22 protein-coding genes and 1 pseudogene are annotated in these 22,854 nt (G+C 56.7%); 10 read left to right on the top strand and 13 right to left on the bottom strand.

Going from position 1 to position 22,854, the window contains the following annotated elements; genetic code table 11:
- Window positions 1-79: 79 nt before the first annotated feature.
- The 5 genes from rpsO to LAC65_RS01790 all read left to right on the top strand — a co-directional run bounded on the left by rpsO (window position 80) and on the right by LAC65_RS01790 (window position 5,939).
- Window positions 80-349 (top strand): 30S ribosomal protein S15, encoded by a 270-nt coding sequence (rpsO, locus tag LAC65_RS01770; RefSeq protein WP_010615981.1) that lies wholly within the window; start codon window positions 80-82, stop codon window positions 347-349.
- 307 nt (window positions 350-656) lie between these two features.
- Window positions 657-2,789, top strand: a complete 2,133-nt coding sequence (gene pnp / locus LAC65_RS01775; protein WP_039382288.1) for a polyribonucleotide nucleotidyltransferase — start codon at window positions 657-659, stop codon at window positions 2,787-2,789.
- A gap of 185 nt (window positions 2,790-2,974) precedes the next feature.
- A complete protein-coding gene (gene nlpI, locus LAC65_RS01780; protein WP_224144805.1) occupies window positions 2,975-3,859 on the top strand; it encodes a lipoprotein NlpI in 885 nt (294 codons plus the stop codon).
- A 111-nt stretch (window positions 3,860-3,970) separates the two neighbouring features.
- A complete protein-coding gene (yrbN, locus tag LAC65_RS18240) occupies window positions 3,971-4,021 on the top strand; it encodes a protein YrbN (RefSeq protein ID WP_223300471.1) in 51 nt (16 codons plus the stop codon).
- Between the two features lie 16 nt (window positions 4,022-4,037).
- Window positions 4,038-5,939, top strand: a complete 1,902-nt coding sequence (locus LAC65_RS01790) for a DEAD/DEAH family ATP-dependent RNA helicase (protein ID WP_039382292.1) — start codon at window positions 4,038-4,040, stop codon at window positions 5,937-5,939.
- 69 nt (window positions 5,940-6,008) lie between these two features.
- Here the strand turns inward: LAC65_RS01790 and LAC65_RS01795 are convergent, their stop codons facing one another.
- Window positions 6,009-7,019 (bottom strand): luciferase-like monooxygenase, encoded by a 1,011-nt coding sequence (locus LAC65_RS01795; RefSeq protein WP_039382294.1) that lies wholly within the window; start codon window positions 7,017-7,019, stop codon window positions 6,009-6,011.
- 338 nt (window positions 7,020-7,357) lie between these two features.
- Here LAC65_RS01795 and LAC65_RS18245 point away from each other — a divergent pair.
- Both LAC65_RS18245 and LAC65_RS01800 read left to right on the top strand, forming a co-directional pair.
- Window positions 7,358-7,583: pseudogene (locus LAC65_RS18245) on the top strand (ubiquinone anaerobic biosynthesis accessory factor UbiT); the annotation flags it as partial.
- A gap of 55 nt (window positions 7,584-7,638) precedes the next feature.
- Window positions 7,639-8,145 carry a GNAT family N-acetyltransferase gene (locus LAC65_RS01800; protein ID WP_039382296.1) on the top strand — a complete coding sequence of 169 codons (507 nt, stop codon included), beginning with the start codon at window positions 7,639-7,641 and terminating at the stop codon, window positions 8,143-8,145.
- Here LAC65_RS01800 and LAC65_RS01805 read toward each other — a convergent pair.
- Window positions 8,129-8,416, bottom strand: coding sequence for a GIY-YIG nuclease family protein (locus LAC65_RS01805; protein WP_039382299.1), 288 nt, complete (start codon window positions 8,414-8,416; stop codon window positions 8,129-8,131). The two genes, LAC65_RS01800 and LAC65_RS01805, sit on opposite strands and share 17 nt — an antisense overlap.
- 74 nt (window positions 8,417-8,490) lie before the next feature.
- Here LAC65_RS01805 and LAC65_RS01810 point away from each other — a divergent pair, with 74 nt between their 5' ends.
- Window positions 8,491-8,913: a YhbP family protein gene (locus LAC65_RS01810; RefSeq protein ID WP_039382301.1), complete on the top strand. Its 423-nt coding sequence runs from the start codon at window positions 8,491-8,493 to the stop codon at window positions 8,911-8,913.
- Window positions 8,914-9,030: 117 nt separating this feature from the next.
- Here the strand turns inward: LAC65_RS01810 and LAC65_RS01815 are convergent, their stop codons facing one another.
- From LAC65_RS01815 to argF, 7 genes are all read right to left on the bottom strand, one after another.
- A complete protein-coding gene (locus tag LAC65_RS01815; protein WP_039382303.1) occupies window positions 9,031-9,552 on the bottom strand; it encodes a type 1 glutamine amidotransferase domain-containing protein in 522 nt (173 codons plus the stop codon).
- Between the two features lie 66 nt (window positions 9,553-9,618).
- A complete protein-coding gene (nrdG, locus tag LAC65_RS01820; RefSeq protein WP_052246465.1) occupies window positions 9,619-10,137 on the bottom strand; it encodes an anaerobic ribonucleoside-triphosphate reductase-activating protein in 519 nt (172 codons plus the stop codon).
- Entirely contained in the window at window positions 10,134-12,272 is a 2,139-nt protein-coding gene (nrdD, locus tag LAC65_RS01825) for an anaerobic ribonucleoside-triphosphate reductase (protein ID WP_039382305.1), read from the bottom strand. The genes nrdG and nrdD overlap by 4 nt, the downstream gene beginning before the upstream one ends.
- Before the next feature lie 142 nt (window positions 12,273-12,414).
- Window positions 12,415-12,801: a 2-iminobutanoate/2-iminopropanoate deaminase gene (ridA, locus tag LAC65_RS01830; RefSeq protein ID WP_039382308.1), complete on the bottom strand. Its 387-nt coding sequence runs from the start codon at window positions 12,799-12,801 to the stop codon at window positions 12,415-12,417.
- Between the two features lie 80 nt (window positions 12,802-12,881).
- Entirely contained in the window at window positions 12,882-13,346 is a 465-nt protein-coding gene (gene pyrI, locus LAC65_RS01835; protein ID WP_039382309.1) for an aspartate carbamoyltransferase regulatory subunit, read from the bottom strand.
- A 13-nt stretch (window positions 13,347-13,359) separates the two neighbouring features.
- Window positions 13,360-14,295: an aspartate carbamoyltransferase gene (pyrB, locus tag LAC65_RS01840; protein WP_039382311.1), complete on the bottom strand. Its 936-nt coding sequence runs from the start codon at window positions 14,293-14,295 to the stop codon at window positions 13,360-13,362.
- A 229-nt stretch (window positions 14,296-14,524) separates the two neighbouring features.
- Window positions 14,525-15,532, bottom strand: coding sequence for an ornithine carbamoyltransferase (argF, locus tag LAC65_RS01845; protein WP_039382314.1), 1,008 nt, complete (start codon window positions 15,530-15,532; stop codon window positions 14,525-14,527).
- Between the two features lie 163 nt (window positions 15,533-15,695).
- On the opposite strand from argF, the gene rraB reads away from it, so the two are divergent.
- Together rraB and miaE are read left to right on the top strand one after the other, a co-directional pair.
- Window positions 15,696-16,121, top strand: coding sequence for a ribonuclease E inhibitor RraB (gene rraB, locus LAC65_RS01850; RefSeq protein ID WP_039382316.1), 426 nt, complete (start codon window positions 15,696-15,698; stop codon window positions 16,119-16,121).
- 55 nt (window positions 16,122-16,176) lie between these two features.
- On the top strand, window positions 16,177-16,938 hold the full coding sequence (miaE, locus tag LAC65_RS01855; protein ID WP_039382319.1) for a tRNA isopentenyl-2-thiomethyl-A-37 hydroxylase MiaE: 762 nt from the start codon (window positions 16,177-16,179) through the stop codon (window positions 16,936-16,938).
- 10 nt (window positions 16,939-16,948) lie between these two features.
- Here the strand turns inward: miaE and LAC65_RS01860 are convergent, their stop codons facing one another.
- The 4 genes from LAC65_RS01860 to pepA form a co-directional block, all read right to left on the bottom strand.
- Window positions 16,949-17,455 carry a GNAT family N-acetyltransferase gene (locus LAC65_RS01860; protein ID WP_039382322.1) on the bottom strand — a complete coding sequence of 169 codons (507 nt, stop codon included), beginning with the start codon at window positions 17,453-17,455 and terminating at the stop codon, window positions 16,949-16,951.
- 67 nt (window positions 17,456-17,522) lie between these two features.
- Window positions 17,523-20,378: a valine--tRNA ligase gene (locus LAC65_RS01865; RefSeq protein ID WP_039382324.1), complete on the bottom strand. Its 2,856-nt coding sequence runs from the start codon at window positions 20,376-20,378 to the stop codon at window positions 17,523-17,525.
- A gap of 5 nt (window positions 20,379-20,383) precedes the next feature.
- Complete coding sequence (locus tag LAC65_RS01870; RefSeq protein WP_039382327.1) at window positions 20,384-20,842, bottom strand: DNA polymerase III subunit chi; 459 nt, start codon at window positions 20,840-20,842, stop codon at window positions 20,384-20,386.
- A gap of 354 nt (window positions 20,843-21,196) precedes the next feature.
- Window positions 21,197-22,708 (bottom strand): leucyl aminopeptidase, encoded by a 1,512-nt coding sequence (pepA, locus tag LAC65_RS01875; RefSeq protein ID WP_039382329.1) that lies wholly within the window; start codon window positions 22,706-22,708, stop codon window positions 21,197-21,199.
- Between the last annotated feature and the right edge of the window lie 146 nt (window positions 22,709-22,854).

The following is a 22,854-nucleotide window of genomic DNA, read 5'->3' on the forward strand; positions in this document are numbered from 1 at the left end:
TAGAATAGCGCGGCTTTAAAAGCGGGCTGCTGAATTAGAGATCGGCACCCATACATTCATTTTTTTACTGGAGTTTATTATGTCTCTAAGCGTAGAAGCTAAAGCAGAGATCGTTGCTAAATATGGTCGTGGCGCTAACGACAGCGGTTCAACTGAAGTTCAGGTTGCTCTGCTGACTGCTCAGATTAACCACCTGCAGGGTCACTTCTCTGAGCACAAGAAAGACCACCACAGCCGTCGCGGTCTGCTGCGCATGGTATCCCAGCGTCGTAAGCTGCTGGACTATCTGAAGCGTAAAGACGTTGCTCGCTACACCAGCCTGATCGAGAGCCTGGGTCTGCGTCGCTAAGTCTGAAGAATCTGATCAGGGATGTAGCGCATGCACTATGCAAAAAAACGCATCTGACGATCAGATTTGTGCGAGTTTCGCGAAAAGGGGGCCTTTAAGGCCCCTTTTTTCGAGCAATCCGCAGCAATCCAGACCAAACTCATGTATTGTTGCTGAGTGTGATCTTTGTTTGCAGAGGTTCGCGCGGCTAATGAGAGGCTTTGCCGCAGGGGCGGTTGAGGGTTGTCATTAGTCGCGAGGATGCGACAAAGATCGGTTATCACTGGCGAGCCGCAATGGCTCTGCCCTGAATTTAAGGATGTTAATTTTGCTGAATCCGATCGTACGCAAATTCCAATATGGTCAGCATACCGTCACGCTGGAAACCGGCATGATGGCACGTCAGGCTACCGCGGCTGTTATGGTAAGCATGGATGACACAGCGGTATTTGTAACCGTTGTTGGCCAGAAGAAAGCGAAACCAGGCCAGGACTTTTTCCCGCTGACCGTTAACTATCAGGAGCGTACCTATGCTGCTGGTCGTATCCCGGGCAGCTTCTTCCGTCGCGAAGGCCGTCCAAGCGAAGGCGAAACCCTGATTGCGCGTCTGATTGACCGCCCGGTGCGTCCGCTGTTCCCGGAAGGCTTCGTTAACGAAGTGCAGGTTATCGCTACTGTCGTTTCTGTTAACCCTCAGGTTAACCCGGACATCGTGGCAATGATTGGTGCCTCTGCTGCGCTGTCACTGTCAGGTATTCCGTTCAACGGTCCAATCGGTTCTGCTCGCGTTGGTTACATCAACGACCAGTATGTCCTGAACCCGACCGCAGATGAGATCAAACAGTCACGTCTGGACCTGGTGGTTGCCGGTACCCAGAACGCGGTACTGATGGTTGAATCGGAAGCCGATATCCTGACTGAAGAGCAGATGCTCGGCGCCGTGGTATTTGGCCACGACCAGCAGCAGGTTGTTATCGAAAACATCAACGCGCTGGTTGCCGAAGCGGGCAAACCGCGCTGGGACTGGAAGCCAGAAGCGACTAACGATGCACTGATTGCACGTGTTGCCGCGCTGGCGGAAGCGCGCATCGCTGATGCTTACCGCATCACCGATAAGCAGGAGCGTTACGCACAGGTTGGCGTGATCAAAGATGAGACGATCGCTGCCCTGCTGGCTGAAGATGCTGCGCTGGATGATGCAGAAATCGGCGATATCGTGCATAGCCTCGAGAAGAATGTGGTTCGTACCCGCATCCTGAGCGGCGAACCGCGTATCGATGGTCGCGAAAAAGATATGATCCGCGGTCTGGACGTTCGTACCGGCGTACTGCCGCGTACGCACGGCTCTGCGCTGTTCACCCGTGGTGAAACGCAGGCGCTGGTTGCTGCTACGCTGGGCACCGCACGCGATGCGCAGAACCTGGATGAGCTGATGGGCGAGCGTACCGACAGCTTCCTGTTCCACTACAACTTCCCTCCATACTCAGTGGGCGAAACCGGCATGGTTGGCTCACCAAAGCGTCGTGAAATTGGTCACGGTCGTCTGGCGAAGCGTGGCGTACTGGCAGTTATGCCTAAGCAGGAAGAGTTCCCGTACACCGTACGCGTTGTATCAGAAATCACTGAATCAAACGGTTCTTCTTCTATGGCTTCCGTTTGCGGTGCTTCACTGGCACTGATGGACGCAGGCGTACCGATCAAAGCAGCCGTTGCCGGTATTGCTATGGGTCTGGTGAAGGAAGATGAGAAGTTTGTCGTGCTGTCTGACATCCTGGGCGATGAAGATCACCTTGGCGATATGGACTTCAAAGTAGCGGGTAGCCGTGAAGGTATTACCGCGCTGCAGATGGACATCAAAATCGAAGGCATCACCCGCGAAATCATGCAGGTTGCGCTGAACCAGGCTAAGGGTGCGCGTCTGCATATCCTGAGCGTCATGGAGCAGGCTATCAGCACGCCGCGTCAGGAGATCTCTGAATTCGCACCGCGTATTTACACCATTAAGATCAGCTCTGACAAGATCAAAGATGTGATTGGTAAAGGCGGCTCGGTAATCCGTGCGCTGACCGAAGAGACCGGTACTACCATTGAAATCGAAGATGACGGCACCGTAAAAATCGCTGCGACCGACGGTCAGAAAGCGAAAGAAGCGATTCGTCGTATCGAAGAGATCACCGCTGAGATTGAAGTGGGCCGCATCTACTCCGGTAAAGTTACCCGTATCGTTGATTTCGGTGCGTTCGTGGCTATCGGTGGCGGTAAAGAAGGTCTGGTTCATATTTCTCAGATTGCCGACAAGCGCGTAGAGAAAGTGACCGACTACCTGCAGATGGGTCAGGAAGTACCGGTTAAGGTGATGGAAGTTGACCGTCAGGGCCGCGTACGTCTGAGCATCAAAGAGGCAACTGAGCAGAAGCCGGCAGAAGCCGCTGCTGCTGTGGACGCTTCTGACGCTGAATAAGCGTGTCCTGATTAGCCCCTTTCTGCCCGGCAGAAAGGGGTGTTTGTATACTCTGGTATCGTCAATTCACGGTCGCTGTGCCGATAAGTTGACACCGCCAGGGTATCATCGCGAGGGCGGGAACCCTTGTGCATAGCAGGCGGATGACAGGATGGTTATCCCAATGTTTGTATCGGGAGTGGGAAATGAAGCCTTTTTTGCGCTGGTGTATTGTTGCGACAGCTATTTCGCTGGCAGGATGCAGCAACTCCAATTGGCGTAAGAACGAAGTTCTGGCAGTACCTTTGCAGCCCACACTGCAGCAAGAGGTCATTCTGGCGCGAATGGAACAAATTCTTGCCAGTCGGGCCCTGACCGACGATGAACGCGCACAGCTGTTATATGAGCGCGGAGTGTTGTATGATAGTTTGGGTCTGAGGGCACTGGCGCGGAACGATTTCTCGCAAGCGCTGTCTATAAGACCAGATATGCCAGAAGTGTTTAACTATCTTGGTATATACTTAACGCAGGCTGGCAACTTTGATGCCGCCTACGAAGCGTTTGATTCTGTACTTGAGCTTGATCCAACTTACAATTATGCGCATTTAAACCGCGGTATCGCTCTCTACTACGGTGGTCGATACAGGTTAGCGCAAGATGATCTGCTGGCGTTTTATCAAGACGATCCTAACGATCCGTTCCGCAGCCTCTGGCTCTATCTCACTGAAAGCGAGATAGACAAAGACCAGGCTAAAGTAGCGCTGAAACAGCGTTATGACAAAGCGGCTAAGGACCAATGGAGATGGAATATTGTCGAGTTCTACCTGGGCGACATCAGTGAAAAAACATTGATGGAACGTCTCAAGGCGGACGCAACGGATAACACCTCGCTCGCTGAACATCTCAGTGAAACCAACTTCTATTTAGGTAAGTACTACCTAAGTCTGGGGGAGAAGGACGACGCGAAAGCGTTGTTCAAACTGGCGGTGTCTAACAACGTTAACAACTTTGTTGAACACCGATACGCATTGTTGGAACTGGCGCAACTCGGCCAGACACAAGACGATTTATCAGAATCTGACCAGCAATAGCTGACGAACTTTTATTGCCTGTTGTACCTGTAAAGTCATCATCTCCAGAGGTGAGGGCTTTTCTGTTCGTCAAAACTTCTAATTTGAGCCGGTTCACACTTTTTGATGAAAATGACTGAAAATTTTCACGACGAGTTATGTAGACTGGCCGCCGCAATCTAAGAGGCACGTGTACTACATGACTGATATTCAAACCACTTTTGCTGATCTGGGCCTGAACGCCGACATCCTCGAATCTCTGAACGGTATGGGCTACGTTAAGCCTTCCCCAATCCAGGCTGAGTGTATTCCTCACCTGCTGGCGGGCCGCGATGTTCTGGGTATGGCGCAGACCGGTAGTGGTAAAACCGCGGCGTTCTCACTGCCGCTGTTAAACAACGTTGATCCTTCTGTCCGCGCACCACAGATTCTGGTGCTGGCACCGACCCGCGAACTGGCGGTGCAGGTGGCTGAAGCGATGACAGAATTCTCTAAACATATGCGTAACGTCAACGTCGTGGCCCTGTATGGCGGCCAGCGTTATGACGTACAGCTGCGCGCCCTGCGTCAGGGACCACAGATCGTTGTGGGTACCCCGGGCCGCCTGCTGGACCACCTGAAGCGTGGTACTCTGGACCTCTCTAACCTGCGTGGTCTGGTTCTGGACGAAGCTGATGAAATGCTGCGTATGGGCTTCATCGAAGACGTTGAAACCATCATGGCGCAGATCCCGGAAGGTCATCAGACCGCACTGTTCTCTGCAACTATGCCAGAAGCGATTCGTCGTATTACCAAACGCTTCATGAAAGATCCACAGGAAGTGCGTATCCAGTCAAGCGTGACCACGCGTCCGGATATTTCACAGTCTTACTGGACCGCTTACGGCCGTAAAACTGAAGCGCTGGTGCGTTTCCTGGAAGCAGAAGACTTTGATGCAGCCATCATTTTCGTGCGTACCAAAAACGCAACGCTGGAAGTGGCTGAAGCCTTAGAGCGCAGCGGCTACAACAGTGCCGCGCTGAACGGCGACATGAACCAGGCACTGCGTGAGCAGACGCTGGAGCGCCTGAAAGATGGCCGTCTTGATATCCTGATTGCAACCGACGTTGCGGCGCGCGGTCTGGACGTTGAGCGTATCAGCCTGGTTGTTAACTACGATATCCCGATGGATGCGGAGTCTTATGTTCACCGTATCGGCCGTACCGGTCGTGCGGGCCGCGCTGGCCGTGCGCTGCTGTTCGTTGAGAACCGCGAGCGTCGTCTGCTGCGTAACATTGAACGCACCATGAAGCTGACTATTCCGGAAGTAGAACTGCCAAACGCAGAGCTGCTGGGTGAGCGTCGTCTGGCCAAATTTGCAGCAAAAGTACAGCAGCAGCTGGAAAGCAGCGATCTGGATCAGTATCGCGCGCTGCTGAGCAAAATGCAGCCGGAAGAAGAGCTAGATATCGAAACGCTGGCGGCTGCCCTGCTGAAAATGGCTCAGGGTGAACGTCCACTGATCGTACCGGCTGACGCGCCGCGTCCGCAGCGTCGTGAGTTCCGCGATCGTGATGACCGCGCTGACCGTCCGCGTCGTGACCGCGACAGCCGTGGTGAGAGCCGTGATGGCGATCGTCCACGTCGTGAGCGTCGTGACGTTGGCGACATGCAGCTTTACCGCATTGAAGTGGGTCGCGATGACGGCGTTGAAGTTCGCCACATTGTGGGTGCTATCGCTAACGAAGGCGATATCAGCAGCCGCTACATTGGTAACATCAAGCTGTTTGGCACGCACTCCACCATCGAACTGCCAAAAGGCATGCCGGGTGAAGTTCTGCAGCACTTCACGCGCACGCGTATTCTGAACAAGCCGATGAATATGCAGCTGCTGGGTGATGCACAGCCGCACGAGCGTACTGAGCGCCGCAGTGGCGGTCGTGACTTCGGTGGCGAGCGTCGCAGCAGCGCACCGCGTGGCGACAGTGCACCACGTGGTGAAGGCGCACCGCGTCGCTTCTCCGAGCGTCGTGAAGGTGGCCGCGAAGGCGGACGCTTTAGCCGCGAAGCGGGCCGTGGCCCACGTCGCGACGAAGGCACCTCACGTCGTCGTGATGCATAATCGCTAAACGTTAAGCAATAAAAAGGGACGCCATGCGGCGTCCCTTTTTTATCTCTTTTACTCAACCTGCTACAGCGTGCCGGCAGCTTCCATCGCCAGCGCAAATGAGCGCAGCCGCGCTTTGGGATCGAAGATCTGACCGTTGACCATGATCTCATCCGCCTGCGTTTCGCGCTGCAACGCTGCCAGACCGTGACGCACCTTTTCGCTATCGCCCACAATCGACATGCTCAGCGCCTGCTGCACGCCATACTGCTCTGACGGCGACCAGAGACTATCCATATTTTCCACCGGCGCAGGCAGCGGGCCCGGCTTGCCGCGGCGCAGGTTGATAAACTGCTGCTGCATGGAGGTAAACAGGAAGCGCGCGTCGCGCTCACTCTCTGCCGCCACAATATTCACACAGACCATAGCGTATGGCTTAGCCAGGCGTGCCGAAGGCTGGAACTTCTCACGGTACAGATGCAGCGCCTGCAGCAGCAGATCCGGGGCGAAGTGCGAGGCAAAGGCAAACGGCAGCCCGAGCTTCGCCGCCAGCTGAGCGCTGTAAAGGCTTGAGCCGAGCAGCCACACCGGAATTTTCAGGCCGAGGCCCGGCACTGGCTGTACCGGATGATGCTCGCCTTCTTCAGCATCAAACCAGCGCAGCAGCTCAGCGACATCTTCCGGGAAGCTGTCGGCCTGGGCGCTGGAGAGATGACGGCGCAGCGCCATCATCGTGCGCTGATCGGAACCCGGTGCACGGCCCAGCCCGAGATCGATGCGACCAGGGTAGAGCGACTCCAGGGTACCGAACTGCTCGGCAATCACCAGCGGCGCATGGTTAGGCAGCATAATCCCGCCGGATCCAAGCCGCAGGGTTTCGGTATTTGCCGCGAGATACCCGATCAGCACCGAGGTCGCCGCGCTGGCAATACCGGTCATGTTGTGATGCTCAGCGAGCCAGTAGCGGTGGAAACCCAGCGCTTCCGCCTGACGCGCCAGCGCCAGTGAATGGTGAAAGGCGTCGCGCGCAGACGCGCCTTGCGGAATAGGAGCCAGATCCAGCACGGACAGGCGAACAGGTTTTTTCTCAGACATGAGTACTCCAGCAAATGATGGCGCAGGCGTTGAACAGCCTGCTGCCATAAGTATTACGCAACATTACCCATATTAAAACTGCTATTAAGGGCAGGGATGTAGCCGGATTGTGCCTTTATTAACCATTTTTCCGGAAGGTATACCCCTGCCGCTGCGCTATTTTCCTGACGCGTAATAGCAGGCTTGTTGATCTCAGCAGGGAGGACTGCGCGACAGAGATGGCATAATTGATAACCTGTTATAAATACGCAGAGCCACACCGTTCGTAACCGTACGCCGCCGGTTAGGGGAAAAAGCCTGCTGAATAGGCGTATATTGCGGGCAAAGCGGGTACGGAGATGGAAAAAACTCTTTTGCAACAACTCTTAAACGCGCAATTTCGTCATGTTTTTGCTGAAGGTGAGTTAGACTTTCTGCAAGGGCGCGGCCTGGGCGATCGGATTGCTGCGAGTCAGTTTTGCCGCATCGCCACGCTGCAGGAGGCGTCTGACCGTTTCACGCGATGCCGAAACAGATGCCGGGTTTCGCGGCGAAGCCAACGACTTGCTGCTGGTAGCTGCTCAGGCTAAGGCAGAAGGGAACAGAAGGCGCAGGCTTATGCGTCACGCACGGGGATGCCATGTTAATTCGTACTGAGATTGGCGTTGATGCTGCCGGCATCGACAGCCTGTTAAAACGCAGTTTTGCGACCCCAGCTGAAGCTGAACGGGTACAGCAGCTGCGCGAAGATGGATTGCTCACGCTGGGCGTGGTGGCAACCGATGATGAGGGTCAGGTGCTGGGCTATGCTGCTTTCAGTCCGGTAACGCTGCAGGGTGAAGATCGTAACTGGGTGGCGCTGGCTCCACTGGCCGTTGACAGTTCGGTACGCGGGCAGGGCCTGGCAAAGCAGCTGGTTTATGAGGGGCTCGATTCACTGAATGAATTCAGCTACAGCGCGGTGGTGGTGCTGGGCGATCCCGCATTTTACCAGCCGCTGGGCTTTGAGTCGGCGGCCCATCATGGGCTGCACTGCCGCTGGCCCGACAGCGAGGCGACATTCCAGATTTACAAGCTGGCAGACGATGCGTTCAGCGGCGCAGAAGGGTTAGTGGTATTTGCTGCGCCTTTTAACCACGCTGAGTAAACCAGGTGGTCAGACACGCCGGCTGTTGCGCTATCAGCAGCAGTTTGTGGGTACGGGCGAGTTGTTTGACCTGATACTCCAGTCGTGAAGCCGCAGCGCGGTCACCGGCAGGGCAGTGAAACATCAGCGTAAGCGGCCCTTTACCGCGCAGCGAGCGGGCGCCGCGTCCCTGCTGATGCTGCAGCAGCCGGCGCGCCACATCGGTGGTAATTCCGGTATAGATCATCCCGGCAGCGGTTTGCAGCATATAAAGCTGCCAGTTCTGTTCCATTTCTCAGACCTCAAAACAAAGCACCAGCAGTGTAACGTGCCGCCGCGTTCACGGCTATGTGCAGGGAGCGACCTTTGTCCGATCTGTCTCATTTACTGCGCTACCTGAAGAAACAGCATGTGCTTTCGCTTTGCGCCAGCGCATCGGAAGAGCTGTGGTGCGCTAATTGCTACTATCTGTTTGATGAAGCACAGATGGCATTCTGGCTGATGAGCGACACCGCCACGCGTCACGGTGCCATGATGCTGCATAACCCGCAGGTCGCAGGCACCATTAATGGCCAGCCGAAAAGTGTTCAGATGCTTAAAGGCGTCCAGTATCGCGGACATATCCGGCTAAGCGAGGATGCGCAGGCGTTAAGCGCCTATCAGCGCCGTTTTCCGGTCGCAAAAAAAGTCACCGCGCCTCTGTGGCAGCTCACGATAGATGAGCTGAAGATGACGGATAACACACTGGGTTTTGGCAAGAAAATCAGCTGGCAGCGTATCGCATCATAAATACACCAGGGGCGCATGAATGCGCCCCCTACAGATCGTGCAATCACAGGGGCGGCATTCATGCCGCCCTGGGTCAGATATATCATGCCGCCCTGGATACTACAGGCGGCCGGGATATTATGATGCGCTCAGGATGCGCAGCGATTCGCGGTTAAATGCCGGCAGATCTTCCGGGGTGCGGCTGGTGACCAGCTTGTCATCATCCACGACCACTTCTTTGTCGTAAAAATCGGCACCCGCGTTACGCAAATCGATCGCAATCGCTTTCACACAGGTCATCTTGCGGCCGCGCACGCCGTTGGCGCTGATCAGCAGCTGTGGACCGTGACAAATAGCGAAAATCGGTTTGCCGCTGGCAACAAACTCTTTGGTGAAATTGACAAAGCGATCGTCACCGCGCAGCGCGTCGGGGGAGTGGCCGCCCGGCAGCAGCAGTGCATCAAATTCTGCTGCACTGACGTGATCGATATCTTTATCAATCTTCACTTCTGCTTTGCCCTGTTTACCTTTCACCGTTTTTCCTGCCTGCATCTCAATGGTGACCACTTCATGGCCCGCCTGGGTGTAAGCATCCGCTGGTGAGGTAAATTCAGAATCCTCAAAATCATCGGTGATCAGAACCGCTATTTTCTTGCCCATCTTCTCTTCTCCATGTGGTTAACGAACCCAGGGTTCGTTGCATGAGTGACCTGACAAGTCTGGACGCTAATCACTGAAACGCAAGCCCGGCGGCGCAATGTCTTCCGCAGGCGGCGGCTGGCGCAACCACCAGATCTTTTGATTACGACTGCCGCGCCACTGCAGCCGTGCATCCTTTTCAGCCTCAACAAAGCGGCCATCAATAAGCACATCGATAGCGTCGAGTATCACCCGCTGAGCGGCAGAAAGCTCAGCCAGCTCATAGCCGGTCCAGAGCCAGATATCTTTACCGGGGCAGTCGCGCCGCACGCGCCGCACCAGCCGGCGAATATGCGGTACGTTGTGCGGATGCAGCGGATCGCCCCCGCTGAGCGATAAGCCCTGACGCGGCACGCGGGTATCGTTGAGATCGGCAATCAGCTGTTCTTCCATCTGCAGCGTAAAGGGTGTGCCCGTGTCGGTGCGCCAGGTGCGCGGGTTATAGCAGCCCCGGCACCGATGCTCGCAGCCCGCGACAAACAGCGTGCAGCGCGTGCCCGGCCCGTTCACCACGTCAATGTCATAATAGCCATGAATACGCATCATTTCGGCAGGCCGCCACTCATGTGCTTCACGCGTCGCTGCACCTCCTGCTGTTTACCGGCATTGAAGGGGCGGGCGTCCGGGCTGCCAAGATAGCCGCAGACGCGGCGCGTGACGGAGACCCGGGCAGGGTCGCGATTGCCACAGGCGGGACAGGTAAAGCCTTTGCTGGTGCAGCTGAACTCGCCGCTGAAGCCGCAGGCGTAGCACTCATCGATCGGCGTATTGGTGCCGTAGTAGGGCACGCGGTGATAGCTGTAGTCCCAGACATCTTCCAGCGCTTTCAGGTTGTGCTGCAGGCTGGGATATTCGCCGTAACAGATAAAGCCGCCGCTGCTGATGGCCGGATAGGGCGCTTCAAAATCGATTTTATCGTACGGATTCACCTTCTTCTCTACATCAAGGTGGAAGCTGTTGGTGTAGTAGCCTTTATCGGTCACGCCCGGAACCACACCAAATTCCGCTGCATCGAGGCGACAGAAGCGATCGCACAGGTTTTCACTCGGCGTGCTGTAGAGGCTAAAGCCGTAGCCGCTCTCCGCTTTCCACGCGCTGGCCGCCGCGCGCAGGCGGGAAACAATCGCCACGCCTTTTGCCTGCAGCGCGGGCGAATCGTAAGGGTGCTGCGCATTACCGCTCAGCGCATTCAGCGTCTCATGCAGACCAATAAAGCCAAGCGAAACCGACGCGCGTCCGTTGCGGAACAGAACGCCAATCTCTTCATCAGCCTGCAGCCGTATGCCGCACGCTCCCTCCATGTAAAGAATCGGCGCCACGCGCGCTTTGGTGCGTTCAAGACGCGCGATACGCGTCATCAGGGCCTGCTTTGTCAGCACCAGTCGCTTATCGAGCAGTTGCCAGAAGCGGTCATCATTGCCCTGCGCCTCCAGCGCAATGCGCGGCAGATTGATCGTCACCACGCCGAGGTTGCAGCGCCCGTCATGAACCGGCTCTCCCTGCACGTCATAGCGGTCGAGAAAGCTGCGGCAGCCCATCGGCGTTTTAAATGAGCCGGTCACCGCCACAACCTGGTCATAATTGAGGATGTCGGGATACATGCGTTTAGCGGCGCAGCGCAGCGCCAGCTGTTTGATATCATAATTAATGTCGCCCGGTCGACGGTTAATCCCCTCGCGGATGGCAAAAACCAGCTTGGGAAATACCGCCGTTTTATGGTTTTTACCCAGCCCGGCGATACGGTTGTGCAGAATCGCCCGCTGGATCATGCGTGCTGCTTCGCAGGTGCCAAGCCCGAAGCCAAAGGTCACAAACGGGGTCTGGCCGTTGGCGGTGTGCAGCGTATTGACTTCATATTCCAGCGACTGAAACGCGTCATAGCACTCTTTTTCAGTGCGTTCCCGGGCATACTCCTCCGCGCGGGCGATCTGCCACGCCGCCGCGACCTGCCGATGCTTCGCCATGCTTAATTCCACAAACGGCGCCAGCACTTCATCAATGCGGTTAAGCGTCGTGCCGCCATAAATATGGCTGGCGACCTGCGCGATGATCTGCGCGGTAACGGCGGTGGCGGTGGCGATCGATTTCGGCGGCTCGATCTCCGCATTGCCCATTTTGAAGCCCCGGGTCAGCATGCCGCGCAGGTCGACCAGCATGCAGTTGAACATCGGGAAAAAGGGGGCGTAATCGAGATCGTGATAGTGGATCTCGCCGCGATCGTGCGCCTCGGCCACCGCGCGCGGCAGCAGATGCCGCTGCGCATAATGTTTTGCCACGATGCCCGCCAGCAGGTCGCGCTGGGTCGGGATGACATTACTGTCTTTGTTCGCATTCTCATGCAGCAGCGCGGTGTCGGTCTGCTCCACCAGCCCCCTGATGGCGTGATGCAGCCGGCTGCGCTGCTCGCGCGCCCGGTCCCGGTCGTGGCGATACTCAATCCACGCGCGCGCCACCGCCGGTTTACCGGCATGCATCAGCGCCTCTTCAGCCGCCAGCTGGATCTCATGGATATCGACTTCCGCGCGCGCGGCCAGCTGTTGACCAATCTGCTCAGCCAGCGCCCGGCACCAGGCAGGATCGCACTGCGCCACTGCCTCTGCCGCCGCCGCAATGGCCTGTTCAATACGCTGTATATCAAAGGGGACTCTGCAGCCGTCGCGTTTTATAACCGTCGTCACCATTCACCACTCCTGAGCTATATATAGATATTTCAGGTAGTGTAATGACTATATGTTGTGTCCGGGGCGGGATTAATTGCGTATGGCTTGATATGCCGCAAGGAAGTGGTGAGTCCCCCCTCCCGGCCGGGAGAGGGGCAGGGGATCAGCGACGTACGGCGATCGCTTCAATCTCAATTTTGACATCTTTAGGCAGGCGGGCGACCTCGACACAGGAGCGCGCCGGGAAGCTGGCCTGATGCTCAGTAAAAAACGCCTCGTAAGTGGCGTTAACCGTGGCAAAGTCGTTGAGGTCTTTGACAAAGACCGTGGTTTTGACAATGTCGCCAACCTGCAGACCGGCTGCTTCAACAATCGCTTTGACATTCTCCAGCGACTGGCGCGCCTGGGCTGCCACATCATCGGCGACCGCGCCGGTTGCCGGATCGACCGGGATCTGTCCGGAGGTGATAATCATGCTGCCGAGATCTACGCCCTGCACATAGGGACCGATAGCGGCGGGAGCCTGTTCCGTACTGATTTCGCGAGACATCGTTTCTCCTCAGAAGTGCGCGGCCAGCGGGGCGCTCGCCGCGTAAGCAAGGGTTCCCATTATAGGGAGCGGTCAGATGATTACCAGTGACCCAGCACCACATGGCGGGCAAACGACTTCTCGCAATATTTACACTGCAGGTGGATATCATCTTCACGCTGCTTTACCGCAAAGCTGGAGAAAACCGGCTCGCTGCGGCTGATACAGTTGCTGTTCGGGCAGGTCAGCACCTGCTCAATGCGCGCCGGCAGCGTTGGGGTAATTTTGGCCACCACCTCATACTCTTCGATACGGTTTACCGTAGCGTGCGGCGCATAAAACGCCAGCTGATTGATCTGATCTTCAGTAAGAAAAGTGTTCTCGATTTTGATCAGATCCTTACGTCCCATCTCGCCGGAAGGAAGGTTAAGGCCGATGGTAATACGCTGCTCGGTTTCCGTCAGGCGGAACAGCGACAGCAACGTAAATCCCGTCTGGGCCGGAATATGATCGATTACCGTGCCGCGTTTAATCGCTTCTACCTGCAGTTTATTATCCTGGGTCATGATCGTCGGCTCCTTAGTCTGTCAGTTCGCTATTCAGTACCAGCGCCAGAAGCGCCTGGCGGGCAAAAATGCCGTTCCCCGCCTGCTGGAAATACCAGGCATGGGGCGTGCTGTCGACGTCGGTGGCGATCTCATCCACGCGCGGCAGCGGATGCAGCACCTTCATATTGCCGCGCGCGCCGTGCAGATCGGCGGCGCGCAGAATGAACTGTGCCTTAACATTGGCGTACTCTGACGGATCGAGACGCTCTTTCTGCACCCGTGTCATATAAAGAATGTCGAGTTCAGGCAGCACCTCTTCAATGCTGTCGTGCCGCGTCCAGACAATGTTCTGTTCATCCAGCATATCGGTAATATAGGCGGGCATGGCGAGTGCTGACGGGGCGATAAAGTAAAAACGGTTGCCGGTGAATTTTGCCAGCGCCTGCGTAAGCGAGTGCACGGTACGGCCATATTTCAGATCGCCGACCATCGCGACGCTGAGGTTATCAAGCCGCCCCTGCGTTTCACGGATGGTAAAGAGATCGAGCAGGGTTTGCGTCGGATGCTGATTCGCACCATCGCCGGCGTTGAGGATCGGTACGCCGCCGGAAAATTCCGTGGCCAGACGCGCCGCACCCTCCTGCGGATGGCGCATCACGATAGCGTCAACGTAGGTGCCGATGACGGAAATGGTGTCGGCCAGCGTTTCGCCTTTCTTGCCCAGCGAGGTGTTACCGCCGTCGGCGAACCCGACCACCGATGCCCCCAGGCGATGCATCGCCGTCTCAAACGAGAGGCGGGTCCGGGTAGAGGCTTCGAAAAAACAGCTGGCAATCACATTATGCTTCAGCAGCTCAGGCTGCGGCTGCGCCTTAAGCCGGGCAGCGGTATGCAGCACCAGCTCCAGTTCATCGCGATTAAGATCGTTGATGGAAATGATGTGTTTGCGATATAGCGGGTTAGCCATAGCTTTCTCCTCAGTGCTGCCGGATAGCGGACAAAAAAAAGCCCCTTTACAGGGGCTTTATAACGATCGGTGAATAGCGGAAAGAAACAGCGGTGCCGCCTGCGTTCAGGCGGACGGGAGCGGCAAAATGTGGCTGGCACTGTGGCATATTTCCTCCGGCAAATTGTGGCGCATTATACGCATTCGCGGGCGGGCAGCAAGCGCTAAGTAAACGTTTGCCTGGCGTTAATCAGCGCTGAGCCAGCGTGGCCACCATCACTGCTTTAATGGTGTGCATGCGGTTTTCCGCCTGATCGAATACCACGCTGTGCGCCGACTCAAATACCTCTTCGCTGACTTCCATTCCGGCTTCCAGTCCGTACTGCGCCGCCAGCTGCTGGCCCAGCGTGGTTTTGTCATCGTGAAAAGCGGGCAGGCAGTGCAGAAACTTCACCTGCGGATTACCGGTCAGCGCCAGCATCGCGCTGTTAACCTGATAGGGGCGCAGCAGAGCGATACGCTCTTCCCACACCGATTTCGCCTCGCCCATAGAGACCCAGACGTCAGTATAGATAAAGTCTGCACCCTGCACGCCTTCGGCGATATTCTCCGTCAGCGTAATTTTGCCGCCGGTTTGCGCCGCCGCTGCCCGGCACGTCTCTACCAGCCCGCTCTCCGGCCAGCACGCTTCAGGCGCTACCAGACGCAAATCGAGCCCCGTCAGCGCGGCGGCCTCCAGCATGCTGTTGCCCATGTTATTGCGCGCGTCGCCCACATACACCAGCGTCATGTCGCTCAGCGCTTTACCCGGCAGCTGCTCCTGCATCGTGAGCAGATCGGCCAGCAGCTGCGTAGGATGAAACTCATCGGTCAGACCGTTCCACACTGGTACACCGGCGTGTTCAGCCAAAGTTTCCACCAGCGCCTGACCATAGCCGCGATACTGAATACCGTCATAGAAGCGTCCCAGCACCCGGGCGGTGTCTTTCATCGACTCTTTATGCCCAATCTGACTGCCGCCCGGCCCGAGATAGGTCACGTTTGCACCCTGATCGTAAGCGGCAACTTCGAAAGAGCATCGGGTACGGGTCGAGTCTTTTTCGAAGATGAGCGCAATATTTTTGCCGGTAAGGTAGCGCGGTTCACTGCCGCTTTTTTTGGCCTGCTTTAATTCAGCGGCCAGCGACAGCAGGCTGGCGATCTCTGCCGGAGTAAAATCCAGCAACCGCAGGAAATGTTTCGAATATAACTGGCTCATGCTTTGCTCCGTAAGCTGCTTAATAATGAATTAAAATTCAATTTAATGGTATGAATATTCATTTTCAACCCCGGCGCAAATAAACTTTCTGTTTTGTGTAGTGGCGCGCGAGGCAGTATGGGAAAATAATTGCATTCACTGCCACCATTTTGAGGACTCACACATGGCATACGAAGCATTGCTGGAAGAACAGCGCGAAGAGACGCGTCTGATCATCGAAGAGCTGCTGGATGACGGAAGCGATCCGGACGCGCTCTACACCATTGAACATCATCTCTCCTGCAACAACTTCGACTCGCTGGAAAAAGCGGCAGTTGATGCGTTTAAGCTGGGCTATGAAGTCACCGAGCCGGAAGAGCTGGAGCTGGAAGATGGCACCACGGTAATGTGTGTGGATATCCTCAGCGAATCTGCCCTGAAACCTGAACTGATCGATGCGCAGGTTGAGCAGCTGGTGAACCTGGTGGGCAAATACAACGTCGATTATGACGGCTGGGGTACCTACTTCGAAGATCCCAACGCGGAAGATGACGAAGACGAAGATGAAGAGATGGACGACGACGGCGAGGATAACGGCGTCCGTCACTGATTGTACCGGGCGGCGCCTGTCGCCCGTTTCACTTACCTGCCTGTAAAGACCACCGATGAATTACGCCCCGCTATTAGCACCCATCCACCAGTTCCTGCACTGTCGCACGCCTGAGGCGTGGATCGCAGAGGCGCGCAAACCGGAAAATCTTACGCTGCTGCTGACCGATCACATGGTATGTGAGCTGAAAGCGGCACAGACCGCCGTATGGCTGATCCGTAAATATGTGGCAGATAAACCGAGCGGTGAGGCGATTCTGGCGTGGCTCGAACCTTATGAGGCGTTTGTCTTTGGCGAAGCGCACAGCAGCGACTTCATCAATGCGCATAAAAATCTGACCAAAAGCGTTATCGTGCGCAACGAACTGCCGTGGGCGGATGAGATGGTGGAGAAGATGGTGCTGCTGATCAAAGAGGAGCTGCACCACTTTTATCAGGTATGGGAGATCATGCAGGCGCGCGGTCTGATTTACCGCAAAATCACCGCCAGCCGCTATGCAAAAGGGCTGCTGCGGGAGGTCACCACCCATGAGCCCGATACGCTGGTGGATAAGCTGATTTGCGGCGCCTATATTGAAGCGCGCTCCTGCGAACGGTTTGCCAGCCTGGCACCGCATCTGGATGCGCAGCTGGAGAAGTTCTATATCTCGCTGCTGCGTTCAGAAGCGCGTCACTATCAGGACTACCTTGCGCTGGCAGCGCAGATCTCACCGCGCGATATTACACCGCGCGTGCAGGCGATCGGCGCAGCGGAAGCGCGCCTGATCGGCGAGCCGGATACGGAGCTGCGCTTTCACAGCGGCGTGCCCGCGTTCTGAGTGCGGGCTTCTACGCCAGCGTTTTAAGCATCCGCACTTCGCAATCGACGTGACCGGTACAGCCCATGGCGCGGTCAATGTGCGTAAATCCCAGCGCTTCATAAAGCGCAATCGCCCGCGTCAGGCTGGCGGTGGTCTCCAGATAGCAGCGGCGGAACCCCTGCGCCTGGGCAAACGCCAGCGCGCGCAGCGCCAGTTCACGCGCCAGGCCGAGCCCGCGCACCTGCGGCAGAAAATACATCTTCTGGAGTTCGCAGATATCGGGCGCGCTGCACGCCAGCGGCGCAATGCCGCCGCCGCCCACGACGCTGCCTTCCAGCTCCACAATCCAGTAGGCGCTCCCTGGGGTACTGTAGAGTTCAAACAGGCTATCAAGCTGGGGATCGGCGACGGTATAGCCTTTATCCGCGGTCAGGCCAAACTCGGCTGACACCGTGCGGATCACCTGTGCAATCGGCTGGTTGTCCGCGGCGCAGATCGGGCGGACCTGCAGATTCAGTGAGGTGAGGGTGCTCATGGCAGAATTCCGGTAATAAAAAAGCCGGGCAGAGCCCGGCTTCGGTTAACGAACAGGTCTTAAGCGCTTACAATGCCGCAATCACGCCCTGCTGTTCAATCAGTTTTGCTTTTGACTGCTCCATCTCCGCCACGCGCTCGCGCTCTTTCGCGACCACCGCTTCCGGGGCGCGCGACACAAAGCCTTCGTTCGCCAGCTTGGTCTGGATCTTCTCAATCTCAACATCCAGCTTCAGCAGCTCTTTTGCCAGACGCTCCAGCTCCGCCTCTTTGTTGACCAGATCGGCCATCGGGATCAGCAGCTCTGCGCCCTCGACGATCTTGGTCACAGAGACCGGGCCTTTGTCGCCCGCCGGCAGGATCGTCAGGCTCGCGAGACGCGCCAGGCGGGAGAGGAAGTTGCGGTTCTCTTCCACGCGACGCTGTGCGTCAGCGGAACAGTCGCGCAGCAGCACATCCAGCGGCTTGCTCGGCGCGATGTTCATCTCAGCACGGATATTACGTACCGCGACAATCGCCTGTTTCATCCACTCAATGTCTGCCTGCGCTGCGGCATCCTCATTCGCCGCGTCATACTGCGGGAACGGCTGCAGCATAATGGTGTCATGATCGATGTTTTTCAGCACTTTTACGCGCTGCCAGATAGTTTCCGTAATAAACGGAATAATCGGGTGTGCCAGACGCAGCAGGGCTTCCAGCACCGTTACCAGCGTGTTGCGCGTGCCGCGCAGCTCCGCTTCGCTGCCGCTGTTCATCACCGGCTTGGTCAGCTCCAGATACCAGTCGCAGAACTGATTCCAGGTGAAGTCATAGAGAATATTGGCCGCGATATCGAAGCGATAGCTGTCCAGCGCCTCACGGTACGCTTTCACCGTGCGGTTAAACTCGCTCAGGATCCAGCGATCCGCCAGCGACAGCTTCAGTTCGCCACCCTGCTGACCGCAATCCTGATCTTCGGTATTCATCAGCACAAAGCGGCTGGCGTTCCACAGCTTATTACAGAAGTTGCGATAGCCTTCAAGACGCTTCATATCCCAGTTGATATCGCGTCCGGTTGAGGCCAGCGCGGCCAGCGTAAAGCGCAGGGCGTCAGTGCCTGATGGCACGATGCCGTCCGGGAACTGCTTCTCGGTGCGCTTGCGGATTTTTTCCGCCAGCTGCGGCTGCATCATGTTGCCGGTACGTTTCTCCAGCAGCGCTTCCAGCGAAATCCCATCAACCATATCGAGCGGATCGATGACGTTGCCTTTCGACTTCGACATCTTCTGTCCCTCTTCATCGCGGATCAGACCGGTCATATAGACGGTCTTAAACGGCACCTGCGGCTTGCCGTTTTCATCTTTGATAAAGTGCATGGTCAGCATGATCATGCGCGCGATCCAGAAGAAGATAATGTCGAAGCCGCTCACCAGCACGCTGGTGGGGTGGAAGGTGCGCAGCGCTTCGGTGTTCTCTGGCCAGCCAAGAGTAGAGAAGGTCCACAGGCCGGAGGAGAACCAGGTATCCAGCACGTCATCATCCTGACGCAGCGCCACGTCTGCAGCCAGATTATTTTCCTGACGCACTTCTTCTTCGGTGCGGCCGACATAGACGTTGCCGTCGTTGTCATACCACGCCGGAATGCGATGCCCCCACCAGAGCTGGCGTGAAATACACCAGTCCTGAATATCGCGCATCCAGGAGAAGTACATATTTTCATACTGCTTCGGTACAAACTGGATGTCGCCGTTCTCTACCGCTTCTACCGCAACTTTCGCCAGCGGGGCAGTACGCACGTACCACTGATCGGTCAGCATCGGCTCAATCACCACGCCGCCGCGATCGCCGTACGGCACCGTCAGGTCGTGTGGCTTGATCTCATCCAGCAGGCCCGCTTCATCCACGGCAGCGACAATCGCTTTACGCGCGGCAAAGCGCTCCATACCCTGAAACGCCGCCGGGATTTCATCGGAGCAGGCGGTGCTCGCTTCACCGTTGGTGTCAAACACCTCGGCACGGCTGCGGATATCGCCGTCAAAGGTCAGAATGTTGATCATCGGCAGCTTGTGACGACGACCCACTTCATAGTCGTTGAAATCGTGCGCCGGGGTGATCTTCACGCAGCCGGTGCCTTTTTCCATATCGGCGTGCTCATCACCCACGATCGGAATGCGACGATCTACCAGCGGCAGGATCAGCTCTTTGCCGATCAGATCTTTATAGCGTGGATCTTCCGGATTGACGGCAACGCCGGTATCGCCCAGCAGGGTTTCCGGACGGGTGGTGGCGACAACCAGATAATCTTTGCCGTCTGCCGTGGTCGCGCCATCCGCCAGCGGATAGCGGATATGCCACATCGAGCCTTTGCTTTCGCGGTTTTCTACTTCCAGATCGGAGATAGCGGTGCGCAGTTTAGGGTCCCAGTTTACCAGGCGTTTGCCACGGTAGATCAGGTTCTCTTTATAAAGGCGCACAAAAACTTCTTTCACCGCATTTGAGAGGCCGTCATCCATGGTGAAGCGCTCGCGCTCCCAGTCCACGGAGTTGCCGAGGCGGCGCATCTGGCGGGTAATAGTGCCGCCTGATTCCGCTTTCCACTCCCAGATTTTATCGATAAAGGCGTCACGACCATAATCCTGGCGCGTTTTCCCCTCTTCGGCGGCGATCTTACGCTCTACAACCATCTGCGTCGCAATACCGGCATGGTCAGTGCCCGCCTGCCACAGGGTATTTTTACCCTGCATGCGCTGGTAGCGGATCATGGTATCCATAATGGTCTGCTGGAAGGCGTGACCCATATGCAAGCTGCCGGTAACGTTCGGCGGCGGGATCATGATGCAAAAGCTTTCCTGGCTGGTGTCGCCATTCGGTTTAAAGTAGCCCTGCTGTTCCCAGTGCTCGTAGAGCGGCTGCTCGATATCTTGCGGGTTATATGTCTTGTCCATTTCTGCTATGTCGTTTGCGGCGGGGGTGGTGGCGCCGTTTTCAGTTGGAAACCAACGCTACGATAGGCTTTATAGCGATCGCGCGCCGGTTGTTTCAGGGATTCTTCATACGGTACGAAGTCTATCACTTCATGGAAAGCGGTGGCAAAATCTGCGAATGCCGGCAGCAGGCTGATCAGCAAATCGCGCGGCGCACTGCTGCGGCGCTGCGGCCAGGCAAGCTCTACCGGCGCACCGTAACGCGGGCCTTCACCCGCCAGATTATGTGGCACAAAGGCGTTAGCCGGGCGCTGCCACAGCGCCTCATCCAGCCGGTTCGCCTGCGCTTCGCTTTCACAGGCGATCAGGATACGTTTGCCTTCACGCCAGCGGGTAGCAGCCAGATCGCACACCAGCGCTTCAATAGCGCTAAGGCCATCACTGGCGCTTTCTGACTCTAAAACATAGAAGGTGGCGTTTTTCATGGCGGGCTAAATTCCATCAGTAACAACAGAGAGCATTGTGCGTCAGCGCGCGGCGTGCGTCCAACATTAAGGCCGATATCAGCAGCAGGAATGTTGTTGATGGCGTCATCACGTCCCGTACGCGCGTCAACCCGGGCGCCATTAATGGCTCCCCTAAATGGGAAATGCCGCCACAGGGGGCGCATTTATGCGCCCCTGGCCAATAACCGCACCGTATTGAACGCCATCGCGTCCCGTACGCGCATCGACCCGGGCGCCATGAATGGCGTCATCACGTTCCGCACACGCATCAAACCGGGCGCCATGAATGGCGCCCCTACGGGGGAAATGCCGCCACAGGACGCGCAATACCGATTAATCGTCGCCGTTCAGACCCGCACGGTTCAGCAGGAACTGAGAGAGCATCGGTACCGGACGACCGGTAGCGCCTTTGGCTTTACCGGAGCGCCATGCGGTGCCGGCGATATCGAGGTGCGCCCAGTTATATTTGCGTGCAAAACGCGCCAGGAAGCAGGCGGCCGTAATCGCACCGCCCGGACGTCCGCCGATATTCGCCATATCGGCAAAGTTCGACTCCAGCTGCTCCTGATACTCATCGGCCATCGGCAGCCGCCACGCGCGGTCGCCTGACTGTTCAGAAGCGCTGATCAGCTCATGCGCCAGCGGATTGTGATTCGAAAGCAGGCCGCTGACGTGATGACCCAGCGCAATTACGCAGGCACCGGTCAGGGTCGCCACGTCAATCACCACTTCAGGCTCAAAACGTTCAACGTAGGTGAGGGCGTCGCACAGCACCAGACGACCTTCAGCATCGGTATTCAGCACTTCCACCGTCTGGCCTGACATCGTGGTCAGAACATCGCCCGGGCGCATTGCGCGGCCATCCGGCATATTTTCACAGCCCACCAGCACGCCCACGACGTTCAGCGGCAGATTGAGTTCCGCCACCATGCGCATTACGCCATAGACCGAGGCCGCGCCGCACATATCATATTTCATCTCATCCATGCCTTCAGCAGGCTTGATGGAAATGCCGCCGGCGTCAAAGGTCAGCCCTTTACCCACCAGCACGATGGGACGCGCGTCCGGATCGCTGTTACCTTTGTACTCAATAACCGACATCAGCGACTCATTGTGCGAACCGGCGCCGACCGCAAGATAGGCATTCATGCCCAGCTCTTTCATCTGCTGTTCGCCGATAACACGGGTCGTAACGTTTTTGCTGTAAGCGTCCGCCAGCTGGCGTGCCTGCGAAGCGAGATAGGCCGCATTACAGATATTTGGCGGCATGTTGCTGAGATCTTTTGCCGCTTTCACGCCGGCTGCTACGGCAAGGCCATGCTGAATAGCGCGCTCACCGCTGGTGAGTTCGCGACGCGTCGGGACGTTGAACACCAGCTTGCGCAGCGGACGACGCGGCTCAACTTTATTGCTTTTCAGCTGATCAAAGTTGTAGAGCGCCTCTTTCGAAGTTTCGATAGCCTGGCGCACTTTCCAGTAGGTGTTGCGGCCTTTAACATGCAGTTCGGTCAGGAAGCAGACCGCTTCCATGGAGCCGGTGTCATTCAGCGTGTTAATGGTCTTCTGGATCACCTGCTTATACTGACGCTCGTCCAGCTCGCGCTCTTTGCCGCAGCCAATCAGCAGAATACGTTCAGAGAGAATATTCGGCACATGGTGCAGCAGCAGCGTCTGGCCGACTTTGCCCTCCAGTTCGCCGCGGCGCAGCAGCGCACTGATATAGCCGTCGCTGATTTTATCCAGCTGTTCGGCAATGGGCGATAAACGGCGCGGCTCAAAAACGCCTACAACAATGCAGGCGCTCCGCTGTTTTTCCGGGCTGCCGCTTTTTACACTGAACTCCATGCACTCTCCTGAATCTTAAAGACAACGGCCGTAGCTGTCGTTAGAATGTAGCGCGTTCGTCACCCATTATTTGGCGCGACGCCATGACAATTTAACGCCGCTGGTCATAATGAGTGGGGTGACAATATGATGTTTTTTCACCACCC

It is taken from the genome of Pantoea eucrina (assembly GCF_020079945.1).
Lineage (GTDB): Bacteria > Pseudomonadota > Gammaproteobacteria > Enterobacterales > Enterobacteriaceae > Pantoea > Pantoea eucrina.